The sequence below is a fragment of the Acinetobacter sp. TSRC1-2 genome, from assembly GCF_049895885.1.
In the GTDB taxonomy this organism is placed as follows: domain Bacteria; phylum Pseudomonadota; class Gammaproteobacteria; order Pseudomonadales; family Moraxellaceae; genus Acinetobacter.
In genome coordinates this window covers 62819-78586 of the sequence record NZ_JAFCTF010000001.1, presented here as the reverse complement: position 1 = coordinate 78586, position 15768 = coordinate 62819, and the positions used below count along the sequence as shown (strand labels likewise).

At 41.0% G+C, this 15768-nt stretch carries 16 protein-coding genes; all 16 read left to right on the top strand.

Annotated features, from left to right (window positions below):
• Positions 1 to 282: 282 nt before the first annotated feature.
• The 16 genes from uvrB (at position 283) to ACP69Y_RS00305 (ending at position 15705) form a co-directional block, all read left to right on the top strand.
• Positions 283 to 2307, top strand: coding sequence for an excinuclease ABC subunit UvrB (gene uvrB, locus ACP69Y_RS00380; RefSeq protein ID WP_425915161.1), 2025 nt, complete (start codon positions 283 to 285; stop codon positions 2305 to 2307).
• 135 nt (positions 2308 to 2442) lie between these two features.
• Positions 2443 to 3030 (top strand): lipocalin family protein, encoded by a 588-nt coding sequence (locus tag ACP69Y_RS00375; protein ID WP_425915159.1) that lies wholly within the window; start codon positions 2443 to 2445, stop codon positions 3028 to 3030.
• 134 nt (positions 3031 to 3164) lie between these two features.
• Entirely contained in the window at positions 3165 to 4094 is a 930-nt protein-coding gene (gene rarD, locus ACP69Y_RS00370) for an EamA family transporter RarD (RefSeq protein WP_425915157.1), read from the top strand.
• A gap of 259 nt (positions 4095 to 4353) precedes the next feature.
• Positions 4354 to 5811 carry a glyceraldehyde-3-phosphate dehydrogenase gene (locus tag ACP69Y_RS00365; protein ID WP_425915155.1) on the top strand — a complete coding sequence of 486 codons (1458 nt, stop codon included), beginning with the start codon at positions 4354 to 4356 and terminating at the stop codon, positions 5809 to 5811.
• Between the two features lie 397 nt (positions 5812 to 6208).
• Positions 6209 to 6583, top strand: coding sequence for a winged helix-turn-helix transcriptional regulator (locus ACP69Y_RS00360; protein ID WP_425915153.1), 375 nt, complete (start codon positions 6209 to 6211; stop codon positions 6581 to 6583).
• Positions 6584 to 7115: 532 nt separating this feature from the next.
• On the top strand, positions 7116 to 8333 hold the full coding sequence (cgtA, locus tag ACP69Y_RS00355; protein WP_425915151.1) for an Obg family GTPase CgtA: 1218 nt from the start codon (positions 7116 to 7118) through the stop codon (positions 8331 to 8333).
• A 28-nt stretch (positions 8334 to 8361) separates the two neighbouring features.
• The gene (gene proB, locus ACP69Y_RS00350; protein ID WP_425915149.1) at positions 8362 to 9495 is read left to right on the top strand and encodes a glutamate 5-kinase; all 1134 of its coding nucleotides are present in this window, start codon (positions 8362 to 8364) and stop codon (positions 9493 to 9495) included.
• A gap of 178 nt (positions 9496 to 9673) precedes the next feature.
• A complete protein-coding gene (locus ACP69Y_RS00345; protein ID WP_425915147.1) occupies positions 9674 to 10828 on the top strand; it encodes a tyrosine-type recombinase/integrase in 1155 nt (384 codons plus the stop codon).
• Positions 10829 to 10830: 2 nt separating this feature from the next.
• The gene (locus ACP69Y_RS00340; protein ID WP_425915146.1) at positions 10831 to 11712 is read left to right on the top strand and encodes a hypothetical protein; all 882 of its coding nucleotides are present in this window, start codon (positions 10831 to 10833) and stop codon (positions 11710 to 11712) included.
• 96 nt (positions 11713 to 11808) lie between these two features.
• Positions 11809 to 12090 (top strand): helix-turn-helix transcriptional regulator, encoded by a 282-nt coding sequence (locus ACP69Y_RS00335; protein ID WP_425915144.1) that lies wholly within the window; start codon positions 11809 to 11811, stop codon positions 12088 to 12090.
• On the top strand, positions 12087 to 12317 hold the full coding sequence (locus ACP69Y_RS00330) for a hypothetical protein (RefSeq protein ID WP_425915142.1): 231 nt from the start codon (positions 12087 to 12089) through the stop codon (positions 12315 to 12317). The genes ACP69Y_RS00335 and ACP69Y_RS00330 overlap by 4 nt, the downstream gene beginning before the upstream one ends.
• A complete protein-coding gene (locus tag ACP69Y_RS00325) occupies positions 12314 to 12541 on the top strand; it encodes a hypothetical protein (protein WP_425915141.1) in 228 nt (75 codons plus the stop codon). Before ACP69Y_RS00330 ends, ACP69Y_RS00325 begins: the two co-directional genes overlap by 4 nt.
• Positions 12542 to 12607: 66 nt before the next feature.
• Complete coding sequence (locus ACP69Y_RS00320; RefSeq protein ID WP_425915140.1) at positions 12608 to 12934, top strand: hypothetical protein; 327 nt, start codon at positions 12608 to 12610, stop codon at positions 12932 to 12934.
• 61 nt (positions 12935 to 12995) lie between these two features.
• Positions 12996 to 14225 carry a hypothetical protein gene (locus ACP69Y_RS00315; RefSeq protein ID WP_425915139.1) on the top strand — a complete coding sequence of 410 codons (1230 nt, stop codon included), beginning with the start codon at positions 12996 to 12998 and terminating at the stop codon, positions 14223 to 14225.
• Between the two features lie 489 nt (positions 14226 to 14714).
• Positions 14715 to 14873, top strand: coding sequence for a hypothetical protein (locus tag ACP69Y_RS00310; RefSeq protein WP_425915137.1), 159 nt, complete (start codon positions 14715 to 14717; stop codon positions 14871 to 14873).
• A gap of 232 nt (positions 14874 to 15105) precedes the next feature.
• Entirely contained in the window at positions 15106 to 15705 is a 600-nt protein-coding gene (locus ACP69Y_RS00305) for a hypothetical protein (protein WP_425915136.1), read from the top strand.
• Positions 15706 to 15768 lie beyond the last annotated feature (63 nt).

Genomic DNA, 15768 nt, shown 5'->3' with positions numbered 1-15768 from the left:
CAATTGAAATAGCAGATGGTCAAGTGAAAGATCAGCATTTTTAAATTTAGAATCAAAGATAAAGTCTTTAATTGCTACAAAGGTGATTTTGCGCGAAAAAAGTAATGCACCACCTCAATCTTGTCCAAGGCTATTTGAGCAAAGCATTTAAAGAGTAAAAGCAAGCGAAGCAGTCTGAGATTTAAAGTTGGGAAATACATAAATATAAATATCCCAATATTGCATGTTGAGCTTTAGCCCTCATATTATTGAAACTGTATTATTGTATAGAAGCTGAAAAATATGTCGGATAGTCAACAACCTTTTGAGTTAGTGACCAGCTATCAACCTGCGGGCGATCAGCCGCAAGCCATTGAGAAATTAGTCAAAGGTATTCAAAAAGGCTATCACGATCAGTTGTTATTAGGGGTAACGGGTTCGGGGAAAACCTATACCATGGCCAATGTCATTGCGCAGACACAACGTCCAACCATTGTCATGGCGCATAATAAAACCTTGGCAGCCCAGTTGTATGGTGAATTTAAGTCATTTTTTCCAAATAACGCTGTTGAATATTTTGTCAGTTATTACGACTACTATCAGCCTGAAGCCTATGTCCCATCTTCCGATACCTTTATTGAAAAAGATTCAGCGATTAATGATCACATTGACCAGATGCGTCTTTCGGCCACGCGTTCATTACTAGAACGTCGCGATGCCATTATTGTGGCTTCGGTTTCTGCGATTTATGGTCTGGGTGATCCGAATGCCTATATGAGCATGTTGCTGCATATTGTGCAGGGTGACCGAATTAGTCGTGATGACATTATTCGTCGTCTGGTTGAAATGCAATATACCCGCAATGAACTGGAATTCTTACGCGGTACCTACCGTATTCGCGGCGAAATTATGGATATTTTCCCGGCTGAATCGGATCAAAATGCCATTCGTATTGAACTGTTTGATGATGAGGTTGATTCCATCCGCTGGTTTGATCCATTAACAGGCAAGATGGTACGTAAAGTACCGCGTGTCACGATTTATCCCAAAAGTCACTATGTCACCCCGAAAGACAACTTGCAGCGTGCCATCGGCACCATTCGTGAAGAACTGAAAGAGCGTTTAGTATTCTTTCGCGAGCATGACAAATTACTTGAAGCGCAACGCATTGAACAGCGTACCCGTTATGACTTGGAAATGATGCAACAACTCGGTTATACCAACGGAATTGAAAACTATTCACGTCATTTGTCTGGTCGTCCATCGGGTGAAGCACCACCAACCTTGTTCGATTATATTCCGGATGATGCTTTACTGATTATTGATGAATCGCATGTCACCGTTCCGCAAATTGGTGCGATGTATAAAGGTGACCGTTCGCGTAAAGAAAATCTGGTCAATTATGGTTTCCGTTTGCCGAGTGCACTGGATAACCGTCCAATGCAATTTGAAGAATGGCAGCGTATTGTTCCGACCACGATTTATGTCAGTGCCACACCGGCAAAATATGAGCTGGAAAGATCTGAGCAAATTGCCGAGCAGGTGGTTCGTCCAACCGGTCTGATCGATCCTGAAATTGAAGTTCGTCCGGTTTTAACGCAAGTTGATGATGTGCTTTCAGAAATCAATCTGCGTAAAGATTTGGATGAACGTGTCTTGGTCACCACACTCACCAAGCGAATGGCGGAAGATTTAACCTCCTATTTAAAAGAATATGGGGTGAAAGTCGCTTACTTGCATTCAGATATCGATACCGTAGAGCGGGTAAAGATTATTCATGAGTTACGTTCCGGTGTGCATGATGTGCTGGTGGGGATTAACTTGTTACGTGAAGGTCTGGATATGCCGGAAGTATCTTTGGTGGCAATTCTGGATGCCGACAAAGAGGGCTTCTTGCGTTCTGAACGCTCACTAATTCAGACCATTGGCCGTGCCGCGCGTAATGTAAAAGGTAAAGCGATTCTGTATGCCGACCGTATCACCGATTCGATGCGAAAAGCGATTGATGAAACTGACCGACGTCGCGCTAAGCAGATCGAGTTCAATACGCTACATGGAATTACGCCGCGCAGCACTAAGCGTCAAAACAATAAAGATATTGATACTGGCGAAGTGCTGACTGATGATCAAATTGATGAAAATATCTCGGATCAGGCCCGTGCTTTAAGTGCAGATGAACGTCATATTCTGGCCGATCCTAAATTGCTGGCGAAGCACATGTCTAAACTGGAAAAAGAGATGTTGAAAGCATCGAAAGAATTACAGTTTGAGCAGGCAGCACGACTGCGCGATGAGATTGTCCGCCTAAAAGCACAGCTGCTAAGTTAAGTAGGAATGAAGTAGAAAATTAATTTTTTACTGCAAAATCATTACATAACACTACAGTATCACTCAGCTGGAATGGTTATTTTTAAATTGAGATTCACTTTATAACTCTTAAATTTTGACTTAAAAGGTAGCTTTATGACAACGAATGATCTTCCTAAAGCCGGCTTTAAACTGGCTAAAATTGCGTTAGGCGGAGCCGTACTCATTGGCTTGGGTATGGCAACCATGGCTTATGCACAAACCAAGCCTTTGCATACTGTCGAGAAAGTCGAATTAGATAAATATTTAGGCGTTTGGTATGAAGTTGCGCGTAAGCCGATGTACTTCCAAAATAAGTGTGATCGGGATGTAACTGCTACTTATACCTTAAATGAAAATGGTAATGTTGGGGTAGATAATCGCTGCTATAGTAAAGATGGAAAATTAAACCATTCTGTTGGTGAGGCATTCATTCAAAATGCGCCATTTAATACCAAGTTGAAAGTCAGTTTCTTACCGGAATCTGTTCGCTGGTTGCCGGTAGGGCGTGGTGATTACTGGATTTTAAAAATTGACGATGCTTATCAAACGGTATTGGTCGGTGAGCCACGCCGTAAATATCTGTGGGTATTGTCTCGTTCAGCACACCCAGATCAAGCGGTGGTCAAGGAATATCTGGATTATGCCCAATCTATTGGTTATGACATTAGTGATGTAATTCATACCAAACAAACCCAGAAATAATCTTAAAACATTGACGGATAAAACCATGCTTCGGCATGGTTTTTTTATTGAATGGTTAAATTGGAGAGTGGATTATAAAGTTTTCTTGGCGTGTAATGTTTATAATGCCAGCGAGATAAATCCAGAGATGCAAGATGTATAAAGGCGTAGCTTTGTCTGTATTGGCATCGGTCACTTTTGGGGTTTTGTATTTCTATACACAATTTTTAAAACCTTTAGATAGCGAACAGACTTTTGCTTGGCGTATGTTGGCCACACTGCCATTTTTAACTTTGTTTATGTGGTGGACCGGAGATTTACAACATGTTGCAGATATTCTTAAACGGATTTTTAAGCAACCGACTTTTTTAATCTGGCTGGTTATCAGTTCAATTTTATGTACCACCCAGCTTTGGTTATTTCTATGGGGACCGATTAATGGCCGGGGACTGGAAGTCTCTTTGGGGTATTTTTTATTGCCACTGGTGATGGTGCTGATCGGTTGTGGGCTCTACAAAGAAAAACTGTCTCGTTGGCAGATTGCTGCAGTTCTTTTTGCCAGTCTCGGTGTTGGGCATGAATTGTGGCGTATTGGCAGTATTGCTTGGGAAACAGTATATGTTGCCGTAGCCTATCCAGTTTATTTCTTTTTACGACGGGCTTTTAAAACTGACCATTTGGGTGGTTTTTGGTGGGATTTATTTTTAATCCTTCCGGTCGCTATCTATTTATCAACAGTGTATAGCGACTCTTTGGCTTTAATTGGACAATTTCCCCACTTAATCTGGGCGGTTTTAGGGTTAGGCTTTTTAAGTGCCTTGGGACTGGGAAGTTATATTCTGGCGAGCCGTTATTTGCCTTTTGTTATATTTGGATTGTTAAGCTATTTAGAACCGGTATTACTTGCCTTTGCATCCATTGCTTTAGGTGAAAGGGTAGAAACGGCAGAATGGTTGACCTATATTCCAATTTGGTTTGCGGTGTTATTGCTGGTATTAGAAGGTTCAATTCATCTGGTTAAGCAACAGCGGAAGCAAAAGGCTTTAGCTCAAAATCTGGGAAATTATCAAGATCGCTTAAAGTAATCAGTTTCATGCTTTGACCGTTGTCGGATAAAGCAACATTTGCACCGAATTTATTGTTTTGGTATGAAATATGAGGGTGTATGACTTTCAATATGAAAATCATAAAAATAATTACAACTATTTTGTCAATTAATAGTGAATATATAGCAAAATTTGCGGGTTAAAATCAGCTTTTGATTCAAACTTCCTGATAATTCCTTTACAATTGTGGGGTTTTGAAATTCATGCCTAGATATACAATTAATTAGAGGACGTATCTGTGAGCAAAGACACTATCATCGCCCTACATGCAGATCACCAAGGTCGCTGGAAAAACCGTGAAGAAATCGCGGAACATATGATTGCCTTAATTGGTCAGTTGTATCGTGAAAAAAATATCGTGACTTCTGTATTCGGTCGTTCTTTAGTTAACCGTTCAGTTATCCAGATTTTAAAAGCACACCGTCGTACACGTGTGATGGATGTTGAACTTTCTGTGGTTAACACTTTTCCAATCTTAGAAGCTTTGGCTAAAGTTGAGAAAATTGGTTCTGCTGAAATCGATCTAGGTAAACTTGCGGTTGAATTTAAAGAAAAAGGCGGCGACATCGATGCATTTGTTGCAGATGCTGTTAAATCTTTAGAAGGCAATCCTGCAAATGTTGAACCTAAAGATGTCGTTCTTTACGGTTTCGGTCGTATCGGTCGTATTCTTGCGCGTTTGATCATTGGTCAATCAGGTTTGGGTCGTGGTTTAAGCCTAAAAGCCATTGTTGTTCGTAAATCATCTGACGGTGATTTGGAAAAGCGTGCATCTTTACTTCGTCGTGACTCAATTCACGGTCCATTTGCAGGCACAATTTCTGTAGATGAAGAAAACGAAGCAATTATTGCCAACGGTAACTTCATTAAAGTCATTTATGCTTCAAGCCCAGCTGAAGTGGATTACACTGCTTTTGGTATCAATAAGGCTTTAGTGATTGATAACACGGGTAAATGGCGTGATGCTGAAGGTCTTGCTGAACACTTGAAATGCCCAGGCGTTGCTCGTGTGGTATTGACTGCTCCAAGCAAAGGCGAAATGAAGAATGTGGTGTATGGCGTAAACCATACTGACATTTTAGATGAAGACAAAATCATTTCTGCTGCGAGCTGCACAACAAATGCAATTACTCCAGTATTAAAAGTGTTAGATGACAAATACAAAGTGCTTAATGGGCACGTTGAAACTGTTCACTCTTTCACAAATGACCAGAACTTGATCGACAACTACCACAAGGCAGATCGCCGTGGTCGTGCTGCGACTTTGAACATGGTGATTACTGAAACTGGTGCTGCGAAAGCGGTTGCTAAAGCTCTTCCTGCGCTTAAAGGCAAGTTGACTGGTAACTCTGTACGTGTTCCAACGCCTAACGTATCGCTTGCTATTCTGAATTTAACCCTTGATAAAGAAGTTGATCGTGAAGAAGTTAACGAATACATTCGTCAAATCTCTATCAACTCAAGCCTTCAAGGTCAAATCGGTTATACAAATTCGACCGAAGTTGTGTCGAGTGACTTTATCGGTTCACGTACTGCAGGTGTATTTGATGCGCAAGCAACAATCACTTCAGGTACTCGCTTAACAGCGTATGTTTGGTACGATAATGAAGTGGGCTATAGCTGCCAGGTATTGCGTATCGCTGAACAAATGTGTGGCGTAAGTTATCCGAAAGTTCCTGCTGAAACAAATGCATAATTTGTAAAGTAGTAAAAAAGAGTCTCATTTGAGGCTCTTTTTTTTGTTTTTCTAAAGTTGAGAATTGAGCTGTTATCTAAGTTTTCTCATTTAAATTAACTCCATTCGCTTTTGAATAAATATGATTTTTCTTTCAAATAGTCATTAGCAGGCTTTGTGATCTAGTCAGAGGTGGTTATGAGTTTCTTTTATGAAATTTGATACACTCAATTGTTTTAAAATAATTACATTTTTTGTTAACCAAGCATTCTTTTAAATCTTATGTCTCATAATCTTTATTCTAAAAAAACAGTAAATTGATGGTTTTATATATTTGAATAACTTATCTTGTTATATTGGCTTGCTTAAGGTAAGTATATATATAAAAGTAAGTTAATAATAAAATTGGAGAACATGGATGAGCACCTACGCAACCAGTCATTTACTTGGACAAGTTTTATCCAATGAGTGTCCTTCACGTAAAATATTGGAACATTTAACCACCAAGTGGTCTGTATTAGTTTTACGCTGTTTAAGTGAGGGAGTGCATCGTTTTAGCGAATTAAGGCAGCGTATTGAAGGGGTAAGTGAAAAAATGTTGGCGCAAACGCTAAAGGTATTGGAAAAAGATGGTTTTTTGATTCGTACGGTTTATCCGGTTGTACCGCCTAAAGTGGAATATCAGCTGACGATATTAGGGGCGCAGGCAGCTGAAAAAATGACAATGCTTACGGGTTGGATTGAACGAAATTTGCCTGAAATTTTAGAAAATAAACCATCTCCTGTTAAATAAAAATACAGAGTCATTTAAATGCTTTATGAGCTATCTAAGTGAAGAGATTTAATCTAAAAGAGTCTATTTGTTGGAATAAATTGAAGGGTGAATTTAAAAAATGATAAAAGGAACCTTACTTTTTTATTAAACTTTTTAAAAATCTAAACGGCAATTTTATACTTCACGAAATATAAGAAGGGAATCTTAAAAGCAGAGGAAAGTTATTTAGAAATAATTAGGTAAAATACCGCTTTATATTTTTTATCAATTTTTTCAAATCTGTGTACTTAAAGTTTGGATTGAGATTTATTTGAATAATTTAAGAAAATACATGAAATTTAATTTAAAAATCAGATTAATAAAGGTAAGTGTATGGTTATTTTTAATTTTATGAGTGAATAATTGAACTCAGCTAAGCAATATGAGCTCAGTTCAAGCCAAATTTATCTGAACAATGCTAAAAATCATGTAATGCTGAATAATTCTATTCGAGAAATTTTGTAAAATATGGCAGAATATGCGGTTTTAAAGTATTTAGAGGATTGGCAGCATGCGCTTTGTTGATGAAGCAGTCATTACCGTAGAGGCTGGCGACGGTGGCAATGGCGTAGCCAGTTTTCGCCGTGAAAAATTTGTACCATTTGGCGGTCCAGATGGTGGTGATGGTGGACGTGGCGGTAACATCTATGTTGAAGCTGGTAACGACACCACCACTCTTGTAGATTATCGTTATACACGTAGATTCCGTGCAGAACGTGCTAAAAATGGTCGTGGTGCAAACTGCTCAGGCCGTGGCGGTGAAGACACCGTATTAAAGGTTCCAGTAGGAACAACAATTGTCGATACAGAATCAGGCGATATCATCGGCGACTTGGTCACTAATGGTCAGCGTGTATTGGTGGCAGCAGGCGGTGAAGGTGGTTTGGGTAATACTCATTTTAAATCATCTACAAATCGCTCGCCACGTAAGTGCACAACGGGTACCAAAGGTGAATACCGTGAAATTCGTTTAGAGCTTAAAGTTCTTGCGGATGTGGGTTTGCTTGGTATGCCAAATGCAGGTAAATCGACCTTTATTCGTGCAGTATCGGCAGCGAAACCTAAAGTTGCAGATTATCCATTTACCACCATGGTTCCAAACCTGGGTGTAGTCGATGCGGATAGCCATCGTTCATTCGTCATGGCAGATATTCCAGGATTAATCGAAGGTGCGTCAGAAGGTGCGGGTCTGGGTATTCGTTTCCTTAAACATTTGGCACGTACCCGTATTTTGTTGCACATTGTTGATGTACAACCGATCGATGGTTCAGATCCTGCTCATAATGCAAAAGCGATTTTAAAAGAGTTAGAGAAATTCTCTCCAACGCTTTCTAAATTGCCTGTGGTTTTGGTATTAAACAAAGTTGACCAGCTTGATCCGGACACCAAAGAAGAATGGTGTAACCATCTTCTGCAAGAAATGCAGTGGGAAGGTCCTGTATTCCAAACTTCTGGCTTAATGTCGGAAGGGACGAAAGAAGTTGTGTATTACCTGATGGATCAAATTGAACAACAACGTGAACGCGAAGTTGAAGATCCAAAATATGCAGCAGAAATGAAAGCATTCCGTGATCAGCTGGAAGCTGAAACACGTGAACAGACTATTGCAGCGAAAGAAGCTTATCGTGAAATGCGTCGTCAACAACGTCTTGCTGGTCTATTGGCTGAAGACGATGAAGATGATGATGAAGACGACGATAACGATGTGGAAGTGTTTTACGTACGTTAAGCTCTTGGGATAGAGTACTGAGGACAAGATGATAGAAGTGGTAGATGGGCAACGTCAGCTCAAGGGTTGTAAACGAATCGTTGTTAAAATCGGATCATCTTTACTCACAGCAAATGGGCAAGGTTTAGATTTGGATGCAATTTCGCATTGGGCGAAACAAATTGCAGATCTACACAATGCAGGACACGAGATTATTCTGGTGTCATCCGGTGCTGTGGCTGAAGGCATGGTTCGTATGAAACTTGAGAGCCGACCCACTGATCTACCCAGTCTTCAGGCGTGTGCTGCCATTGGTCAGATGGGCCTGATTCATACCTGGTCGAGCGTACTTGAGAAACATCAGATTCGAACTGCGCAAGTTTTATTGACGCATGATGACTTGGCAGACCGTAGACGTTACTTAAACTCTTGCGATGCATTACAGAACTTGATTGACTGGAAAGTGATTCCAGTCATCAATGAGAATGACACGGTATCAACGGATGAAATTCGCTTTGGCGATAACGATACTTTAGCCGCTATGGTGGCAGGTCAGGTTCATGCAGATTTGTTGATTATCTTAACCGATCAGCAAGGCATGTTTGACTCTGACCCGCGTTCTAATCCAAATGCAAAACTGTTCCATACAGTGCGTGCTTTAGATGAAAGCCTGTTTGATATGGCGGGTGGTGGCGGAAAATTTGGTCGTGGCGGTATGTTGACCAAAGTTCGTGCAGCACGCTTGGCAGCGAAATCAGGTTGTCCAACACTGATCGCAAGTGGTGAAAGTGACAATGTCCTTGCCCGCTTAATGTCTGGTGAATTGCTTGGAACATTGTTTATTACTGACAATGACCGTATTACCGCACATCAGCAATGGTTGGCTGCACATCTGCAAACTGCAGGGCGTTTAGTCTTAGACGATGGTGCAGTGAAAGCCATTAAAGAAAACCATCGCAGTTTGTTGCCTGTTGGGGTGAAAGCGGTGGAAGGGCATTTCGACCGTGGTGATGTGGTTGAATGTGTTGATTCACAGGGTGGTCGTATTGCGGTTGGTCGGGTCAACTTTAGTTCGCGTTCGGCTGAAATTGTGAAGGGTTTATCTTCCGATAAAGTGCATCAAGTTTTAGGTGAAGCGCGCTCACTCGAGATGATTCATCGCAATCATATGGCGATCTACTAGGAAAAACATGCAACAACGATGAATATAAAATTCGTTTGAAAAGCATTGAAGTATATGGGTTTTGCTGTTTTACGAGTGTTTTATAATAACTTGGAAAGACATTGAAACACCATGCAGAGGGAGGTTAGACTGGAGGTTATTGGTCTAACCTCTTTTTTATTGTCAGGTGCTAACCTCCATGCTTAACAAACAACAGATTGATGCTTTAAAGCCGAAGGATAGGCTATTCAAAACTAGTGACGGCGATATGCTTTATATCTTTACGTCACCGGCTGGTCGTAAGTCTTGGAAGGTGCTTTATACCTTTGAGGGAAAGAAAGGCACTATAACTTTGGGTGAGTACCCGATTGTTTCAATTAAAGACGCGCGGTTGAAGCGGGATGCGATTAAGGCACAGCTTGCCAATGGAATTAATCCCAATCAAGAAAAGAAATTAGCCAAGCAGAAAAGACTTGTCAGCATGAGCTTTGGTGAGTTACTTGGGCGATACCTTGAAGTAGTTACACCTACTCACAAAGGCGCAAAACAGGAAAAGAGTGTTATCAATAGTTACATTCGTGACTTTCCCAAGCTAATGCTTAAATCGGTAAGTGAGCTTAGTCAGTTGGATATGATCGAATTTAGGAACGAAAGGCTGAGAAAGGTTAGCGAATCAACCGTAGCAAGGGATTTAGGGGTTCTAGGTGGCGTGTTCCGTTACGCACGACAGGAACTTAGGATCATGTCTGAATCACCATTGACGGACGTTGCTAAACCTCGGCAGGCAGAGAGTAGAGAGAGACGCATCTCTGAGGTGGAAATAAATAAAATCCTAGAAGCATTTAGCTATCAGCCAACATTTCAGCCTATCAATAAAAAACAGCAGACCGCTTGGGCATTTTTATTTGCTATCGAGACAGCTATGAGGGCAAGTGAAATAACGGGACTGACTTGGGCGAATGTCTTTGATGACTATGTACTGCTACCGGATACAAAAAACGGCACTTCGAGAAAGGTGCCTCTTTCGACTAAAGCAAAAGAAATGCTAGAGCTAATGCGGGGCCTCAATAGCGAAACGGTTTGTACGCTTACAAGCGCAAATACACTTTCGCAATATTTTTGGCAAGTTGTAACCGAGAAATTAAAAATAGAGAATTTAACCTTTCACGATACACGACACGAAGCCACTACACGTTTAGCGCAAAAGTTACAGATTCAAGACTTGGCCAAGGTTACAGGGCACAAGGACTTAAAAACACTTATGCGATATTACAATCCGACTGCAACAGAGTTGGCAGATAGAATCAACCAAGTCGATGAACCAAACCTAATTAGATTTAAGAAGGCGCAATAGGTATGACGCACCTTACAATTGACGAAGTAATTAAAGTAATCAATAGAAAAACCGACCGGACTTTAACGCGCCGTGAAATAGCGCGATTATGTGAAGCGCGAGAGTTACAAGTATGTTTTGAATGTCAGACGCATAATTGTCATTTGGGTATATGCGACGAGAACGCCCCCTTCGATTTAATTTCAGAAGTAAAACTGATTGGTATACGGGGAGTAAATAACCGTGAGCCATTATATCTAGCCCCTTCATATGATCACAAAGATGCTGTATTTGATGCAATTACGGGTACATCTAAAGGTTCGATAGAAATACAGCTTGTGCGGAATCTGAGTCACCAGCGTCAGCGAATGCTTTTAATACGAGACGTTGGAGACCAATACTTATATGACATTGATTCAAAGCACAAGAACGGTTGGCAGCTGTTTGATTCACCTAAATACTTCTTTGAGTTCGAGCGGGAGAAGGGCGCATCGGCATCTTACACGATCACGGCCGATGAGCTGCTAATTACCAGAGATTCGCTGAACGCATACATCGCTAAAACAAAAGCAAAGCCAAAAAAAGAAATAGATAAATACAGTCCCAATGAAACAAAGAAACTCGTTATAAGATTGGCACGTCATATCATCGCTAAAGACCATGTTGGCATTGTGAGTAAGGCGCAGTTAGCGAGATCGATCATCAAAGAACTTAAAGACACAGAACATAATAAAAATATAAAAGGCTGCGATGAAAAAGCCAAAGTAGAAAACGTCGGGAACTGGATAAAAGAATTAAAAAAAGGGGAGGTGGGGCGCAAGTTAAATAATCAGAATGAAGAAATGCAGGCTTTGATCAGTGAAGCTATTGCTGATTTTCCTGAGGATATAAATAGGGAAATATAAATAGGGAAATTATCTTTTCCAATTTCGGACGTGATTCTATTACCAAAATTAAAGCATGTTCATAATCGCAACATCCGAGCACACAGAGACACGATTATGAACATTGCACAACTGCCAAGATTCCCAAAGGTAGAGCACTTAACATCATCCAAAGCATTGCCACAAAGAACATACATAACTAAAACAGGCGAAAACGCGGGTAAGGTTTGCATTAAGCGTGAGCAGCCCGCACGTAATGGTTTATTGCCAATCACTTCTAAGACTCTATGGACTTGGGTTAGAGAGGGAAAATTCCCAAAGCCAATAAAGATGAACGGGGTGACTGTTTGGAATTCTGCCGATGTTGAGAAATGGCTCGAGCAGCAGGGGGCGAAATGAAACACTTAACACAATGGCAGGGGGCCGAACTTCTCGCAAGCCTTCTAAACGGGGATGCTAAAAAATGGTATGGGTTTTTAGCCAAAAATAGCCGTCACCATGCGAACCAAAGCAATGGCTACAAGATCACAACCCATATTGTGAATGGAAAACTGGCATATACCGAGGCAGCCTTACTTGAGTTTGTACGCCTAACCCTGACGCCACACAAGGAGACATCAAAGTGAACCAACTCCCGAGCCTAAGTGATGAGTCTATTAATGAGATTGCATTGAATATCATTGACGAAAATGATGGCGATTTTGATTTGAAGACAGAGGCGGGTATTGATGAGGCATGTCACCGCGCAATCTCCTACTACAAGTTTCATGGCTTTGAACTTACGTATGCCGACATTAAGGGCGAATTAGGCAGACAAATAAAAGCGCTGAAAGAACTCCAATTGATGTGACTACATCAGCAGGTATCAAAAAAAGGGGGCACTAAACGGCCCCCTTTAATTTAGGAATCAATCAAGATGAGATTAACTTCCAAACAAATCGAGATATTGCAAAAGGTTGAAAGTGGCAACCTAGACGGCTCATTGATTGACCTTACTCAGTTAAAGCAATCACTGAGTTATACCGCAACAAAGCAAGCCGTCTTATGTAGCATCAACCACCTTGCCAAACGCGACTTGATAGAGCGTATAGGGCGCGAATCAAGAAACGGCTCCCTATGTACTACGCTTACTCTTACAAGCAATGGCAAGGCGCTCTTAAACACCTATGCCCCTTCTTTAAAGTCAGTTTTGATTGAAGCGGACGAGCAAGACTTCGACAAACTTGATCGGATATTCATATAAATAAAAACGGCGCTGTGAGCACAAATCACAACGCCGTCGTACGTCATACAGAGCTTAAAATATGAACGCAATTTACACCCCTGATTATACGGCTTCATCCAATCACGTCAATTCGATTTATGAAAGCGAAGCCGAGACCTTAAGCAAGCTAGACAGCCTATATTCTGGCCAAGATTTGGTTAAGTCTTCAATGGGAAAAGCTGTGTCGGTTGGTGGCAATGCCCAAGAAGTATTAACGGCAAGACTTGATGATGAACTTGACCAATTGCTACTAGAGTCATTGGCAGACGAACGCAACATCACCACCGTATCACCCAAAATATCAGATGAAGACCTAGAGCAACAATTGCAAGGCATGCACCTACGTTATGCCGACAATGCCAAACGTGCGGATGATTGGGAAGCGGAGATTTATAGCGACATTCACAGCTACGATTTTAAAGCGATGGGCATTGAGATCAAGCCAGTCATTGACTTCATCACTTTACAGTTTGAAGTAAACAAACCGACTACGCGCCACTGTATCAAAAAGCATTTAACCGAAAAGACTGGCACACGCTACTACATTCAAAATGACGAGGGCGGGATTGAGCAATCCGGCAACGTGTTCACCATTAAGCAGGTGCATGACGTAAGGTCGAGAAAGGACTTAAAAGCCATCATCCAATGTTTGGAGCGTTACGGGATGACATACGGTGACATCAAAGTAACCCGCATAGAGGTTTCACTCGACTTCTACAACGCAAGAAGCAAAGCATTGTTGACGGCGCTTTATAAGTCATTGGCCTACTTTGAGGACTCGATCAATGAACGGATATACAAGACCGAAAATGTTTTTACGCCAATTCCAAAGACTCCCATTGACCTCCTAAGGAAGCTTGAGGATGGTTATTGTATCGGGGTGAATCCTGACGGCTCCCTTGCATATCATACCTCGTACCACAAGATGACAGACAGAGGCTTAAACCTTCCTGAGAGCGAGCACCGATTTAGAACAGAAGTGAATTGCGCCGTTTCAGAATTTGGAGTGAATAACAGCCTAAGCAACCTTCCCGAAATCATTCAATGCGCCTTTAATCGTTTGAAGTTTACGCAACTCAGCAAGAGCGCAACCGGAGAGGATAAAGAGCTGTATCAGAAATCGGTGGCAATGTTTGGCAAGCGGGTTAAGGAGCATTACAGCGGAAGCAGACACAAGCGGAACTTCAATCAAGTGATTGTCAAAAATGGTGAATTGAACAAAGCAATTAGCCGAAAAGTGAGTGACCTCAAGCGGAACTTTAAAAAGTGACTTCGCAAAAAGTACGCACTTTTTAATGTATTCATTTTCGCAAAAAGTACGCACTTTTCATGATGCTGATCTTCGCAAAAAGTACGCACTTTTTTTTAGAAGCAAAAACGCTGTAAGGCTTGGCGGGCCATTCCTAGAGGGCAATATTGACGCCGTTGTCTGCCTATTAACTTATATAGCTCTATATAACCTATATAGGACTGTTCAATGACACAGGTAATGACAGCGGTACTGTCCAATCATATTTCAAGAGGGGGAGGAAGTGAGCGAAGCGAACTGACGGACCAAGAACAGGGATAGATTAATAAAAAAATTGGGCGAAATTTCTTTAATTCACACCTTTTACTTTTTTAATCGACATAATCAATCGAAACACCATCCCAATTGATCAGTAAATCAACATGTTAAGTCACCGCTTAACAAACTTTTATTGATAGCATTGATTACAAGACAACCAATATTCACTTAAACACAAAATTGGAAGCAATCATGACTGTAACGCAATTAACCGAAGAACAATTTATCACCCTAACAGAAGCAGCGGTTCAAGATGACTCTATCAACTTAACTTCAATGACCGTTCTCAACTCAATACAGGGGACAATCATTCAAAGTGTAAGCGGTGAGTATTTGCTAATCAGCGAATAAGCTTTAATCACAAAAGGCGAAGTCTTAGAAAATTCGCCTTTTGCCCAGAGTATAGCGTGTGTAGTGCGTGAGCTTATTTTCAACTAACCTTGTCTCAAGCGATATCGCTCCAATTTGCCCCGTAGTTGATTTTAATTACCTGAATGTAGGGTTGTTGTTTTTATAATTTAAATGCAGTTTGAAGCAAGCCAGAGCGAAACAGACCGCTATTGCGGGTATACCTGAGAAGAATATGTTTATAGAACTTATTGAAGCATTTAAAAAATGGGGTGGGTTATTTATTTTTGCGGTAATAATGCTAGTTATCGTTCGAATTTTTAGTTCCCCAGTTGAACAAAATGTTTATCGCGCCCCTAGTCTATACCACCCTAAAAATGATGAAACTAATCAAAATGTCGAACCGAATGAAATTCAGGCTCTAAACACTGTAGCGGAAGAGCTTTCCGAAAAGGAAATACAAGAATTTGAAGCCAAGATTGATAAGCTATGGGATAACAAATTAGCTTATGCGAACTTTTTACCATCATTTAATTCAAGCGTAGGCTTGGGGGATTACATGAAGGCAAACAAGTTAAAATTTTCGCGTGTGGAATACGATTGCGATTCTGATACAAAGAATTGTACGGTTACTGCTTGGCTTACACAAAAATCAAACCCTTCAAAAGGCGCTGATACTCATTGCGGAAAAATGGCAGTATGGAAAAGTGCAGAAGGCGATCTTGACAAATGGAATCCGGTACAAGGTTTGGCTGAAACAATTTATGCGTACGATAAAAAGGTAGTATTTATGCTTATCGATGAAGAAAATCAACGTTGGGCAGGTTGTTATTGATTAACCTGCAACATGGTTAGACGAATCCTGAGCGGTGGTTAAGCGAGAGGTTAATTGTCTTTA

Excerpts from the sequence above, each read along its gene's own strand:
- cgtA (WP_425915151.1), top strand. The coding sequence starts at position 7,116 with ATGCGCTTTGTTGATGAAGCAGTCATTACCGTAGAGGCTGGCGACGGT.
- rarD (WP_425915157.1), top strand. The coding sequence starts at position 3,165 with ATGTATAAAGGCGTAGCTTTGTCTGTATTGGCATCGGTCACTTTTGGG.
- proB (WP_425915149.1), top strand. The coding sequence starts at position 8,362 with ATGATAGAAGTGGTAGATGGGCAACGTCAGCTCAAGGGTTGTAAACGA.
- ACP69Y_RS00315 (WP_425915139.1), top strand. The coding sequence starts at position 12,996 with ATGAACGCAATTTACACCCCTGATTATACGGCTTCATCCAATCACGTC.
- ACP69Y_RS00330 (WP_425915142.1), top strand. The coding sequence starts at position 12,087 with ATGAAACACTTAACACAATGGCAGGGGGCCGAACTTCTCGCAAGCCTT.
- ACP69Y_RS00340 (WP_425915146.1), top strand. The coding sequence starts at position 10,831 with ATGACGCACCTTACAATTGACGAAGTAATTAAAGTAATCAATAGAAAA.
- ACP69Y_RS00320 (WP_425915140.1), top strand. The coding sequence starts at position 12,608 with ATGAGATTAACTTCCAAACAAATCGAGATATTGCAAAAGGTTGAAAGT.
- ACP69Y_RS00305 (WP_425915136.1), top strand. The coding sequence starts at position 15,106 with ATGTTTATAGAACTTATTGAAGCATTTAAAAAATGGGGTGGGTTATTT.
- ACP69Y_RS00310 (WP_425915137.1), top strand. The coding sequence starts at position 14,715 with ATGACTGTAACGCAATTAACCGAAGAACAATTTATCACCCTAACAGAA.
- ACP69Y_RS00345 (WP_425915147.1), top strand. The coding sequence starts at position 9,674 with ATGCTTAACAAACAACAGATTGATGCTTTAAAGCCGAAGGATAGGCTA.
- ACP69Y_RS00360 (WP_425915153.1), top strand. The coding sequence starts at position 6,209 with ATGAGCACCTACGCAACCAGTCATTTACTTGGACAAGTTTTATCCAAT.
- uvrB (WP_425915161.1), top strand. The coding sequence starts at position 283 with ATGTCGGATAGTCAACAACCTTTTGAGTTAGTGACCAGCTATCAACCT.
- ACP69Y_RS00335 (WP_425915144.1), top strand. The coding sequence starts at position 11,809 with ATGAACATTGCACAACTGCCAAGATTCCCAAAGGTAGAGCACTTAACA.
- ACP69Y_RS00375 (WP_425915159.1), top strand. The coding sequence starts at position 2,443 with ATGACAACGAATGATCTTCCTAAAGCCGGCTTTAAACTGGCTAAAATT.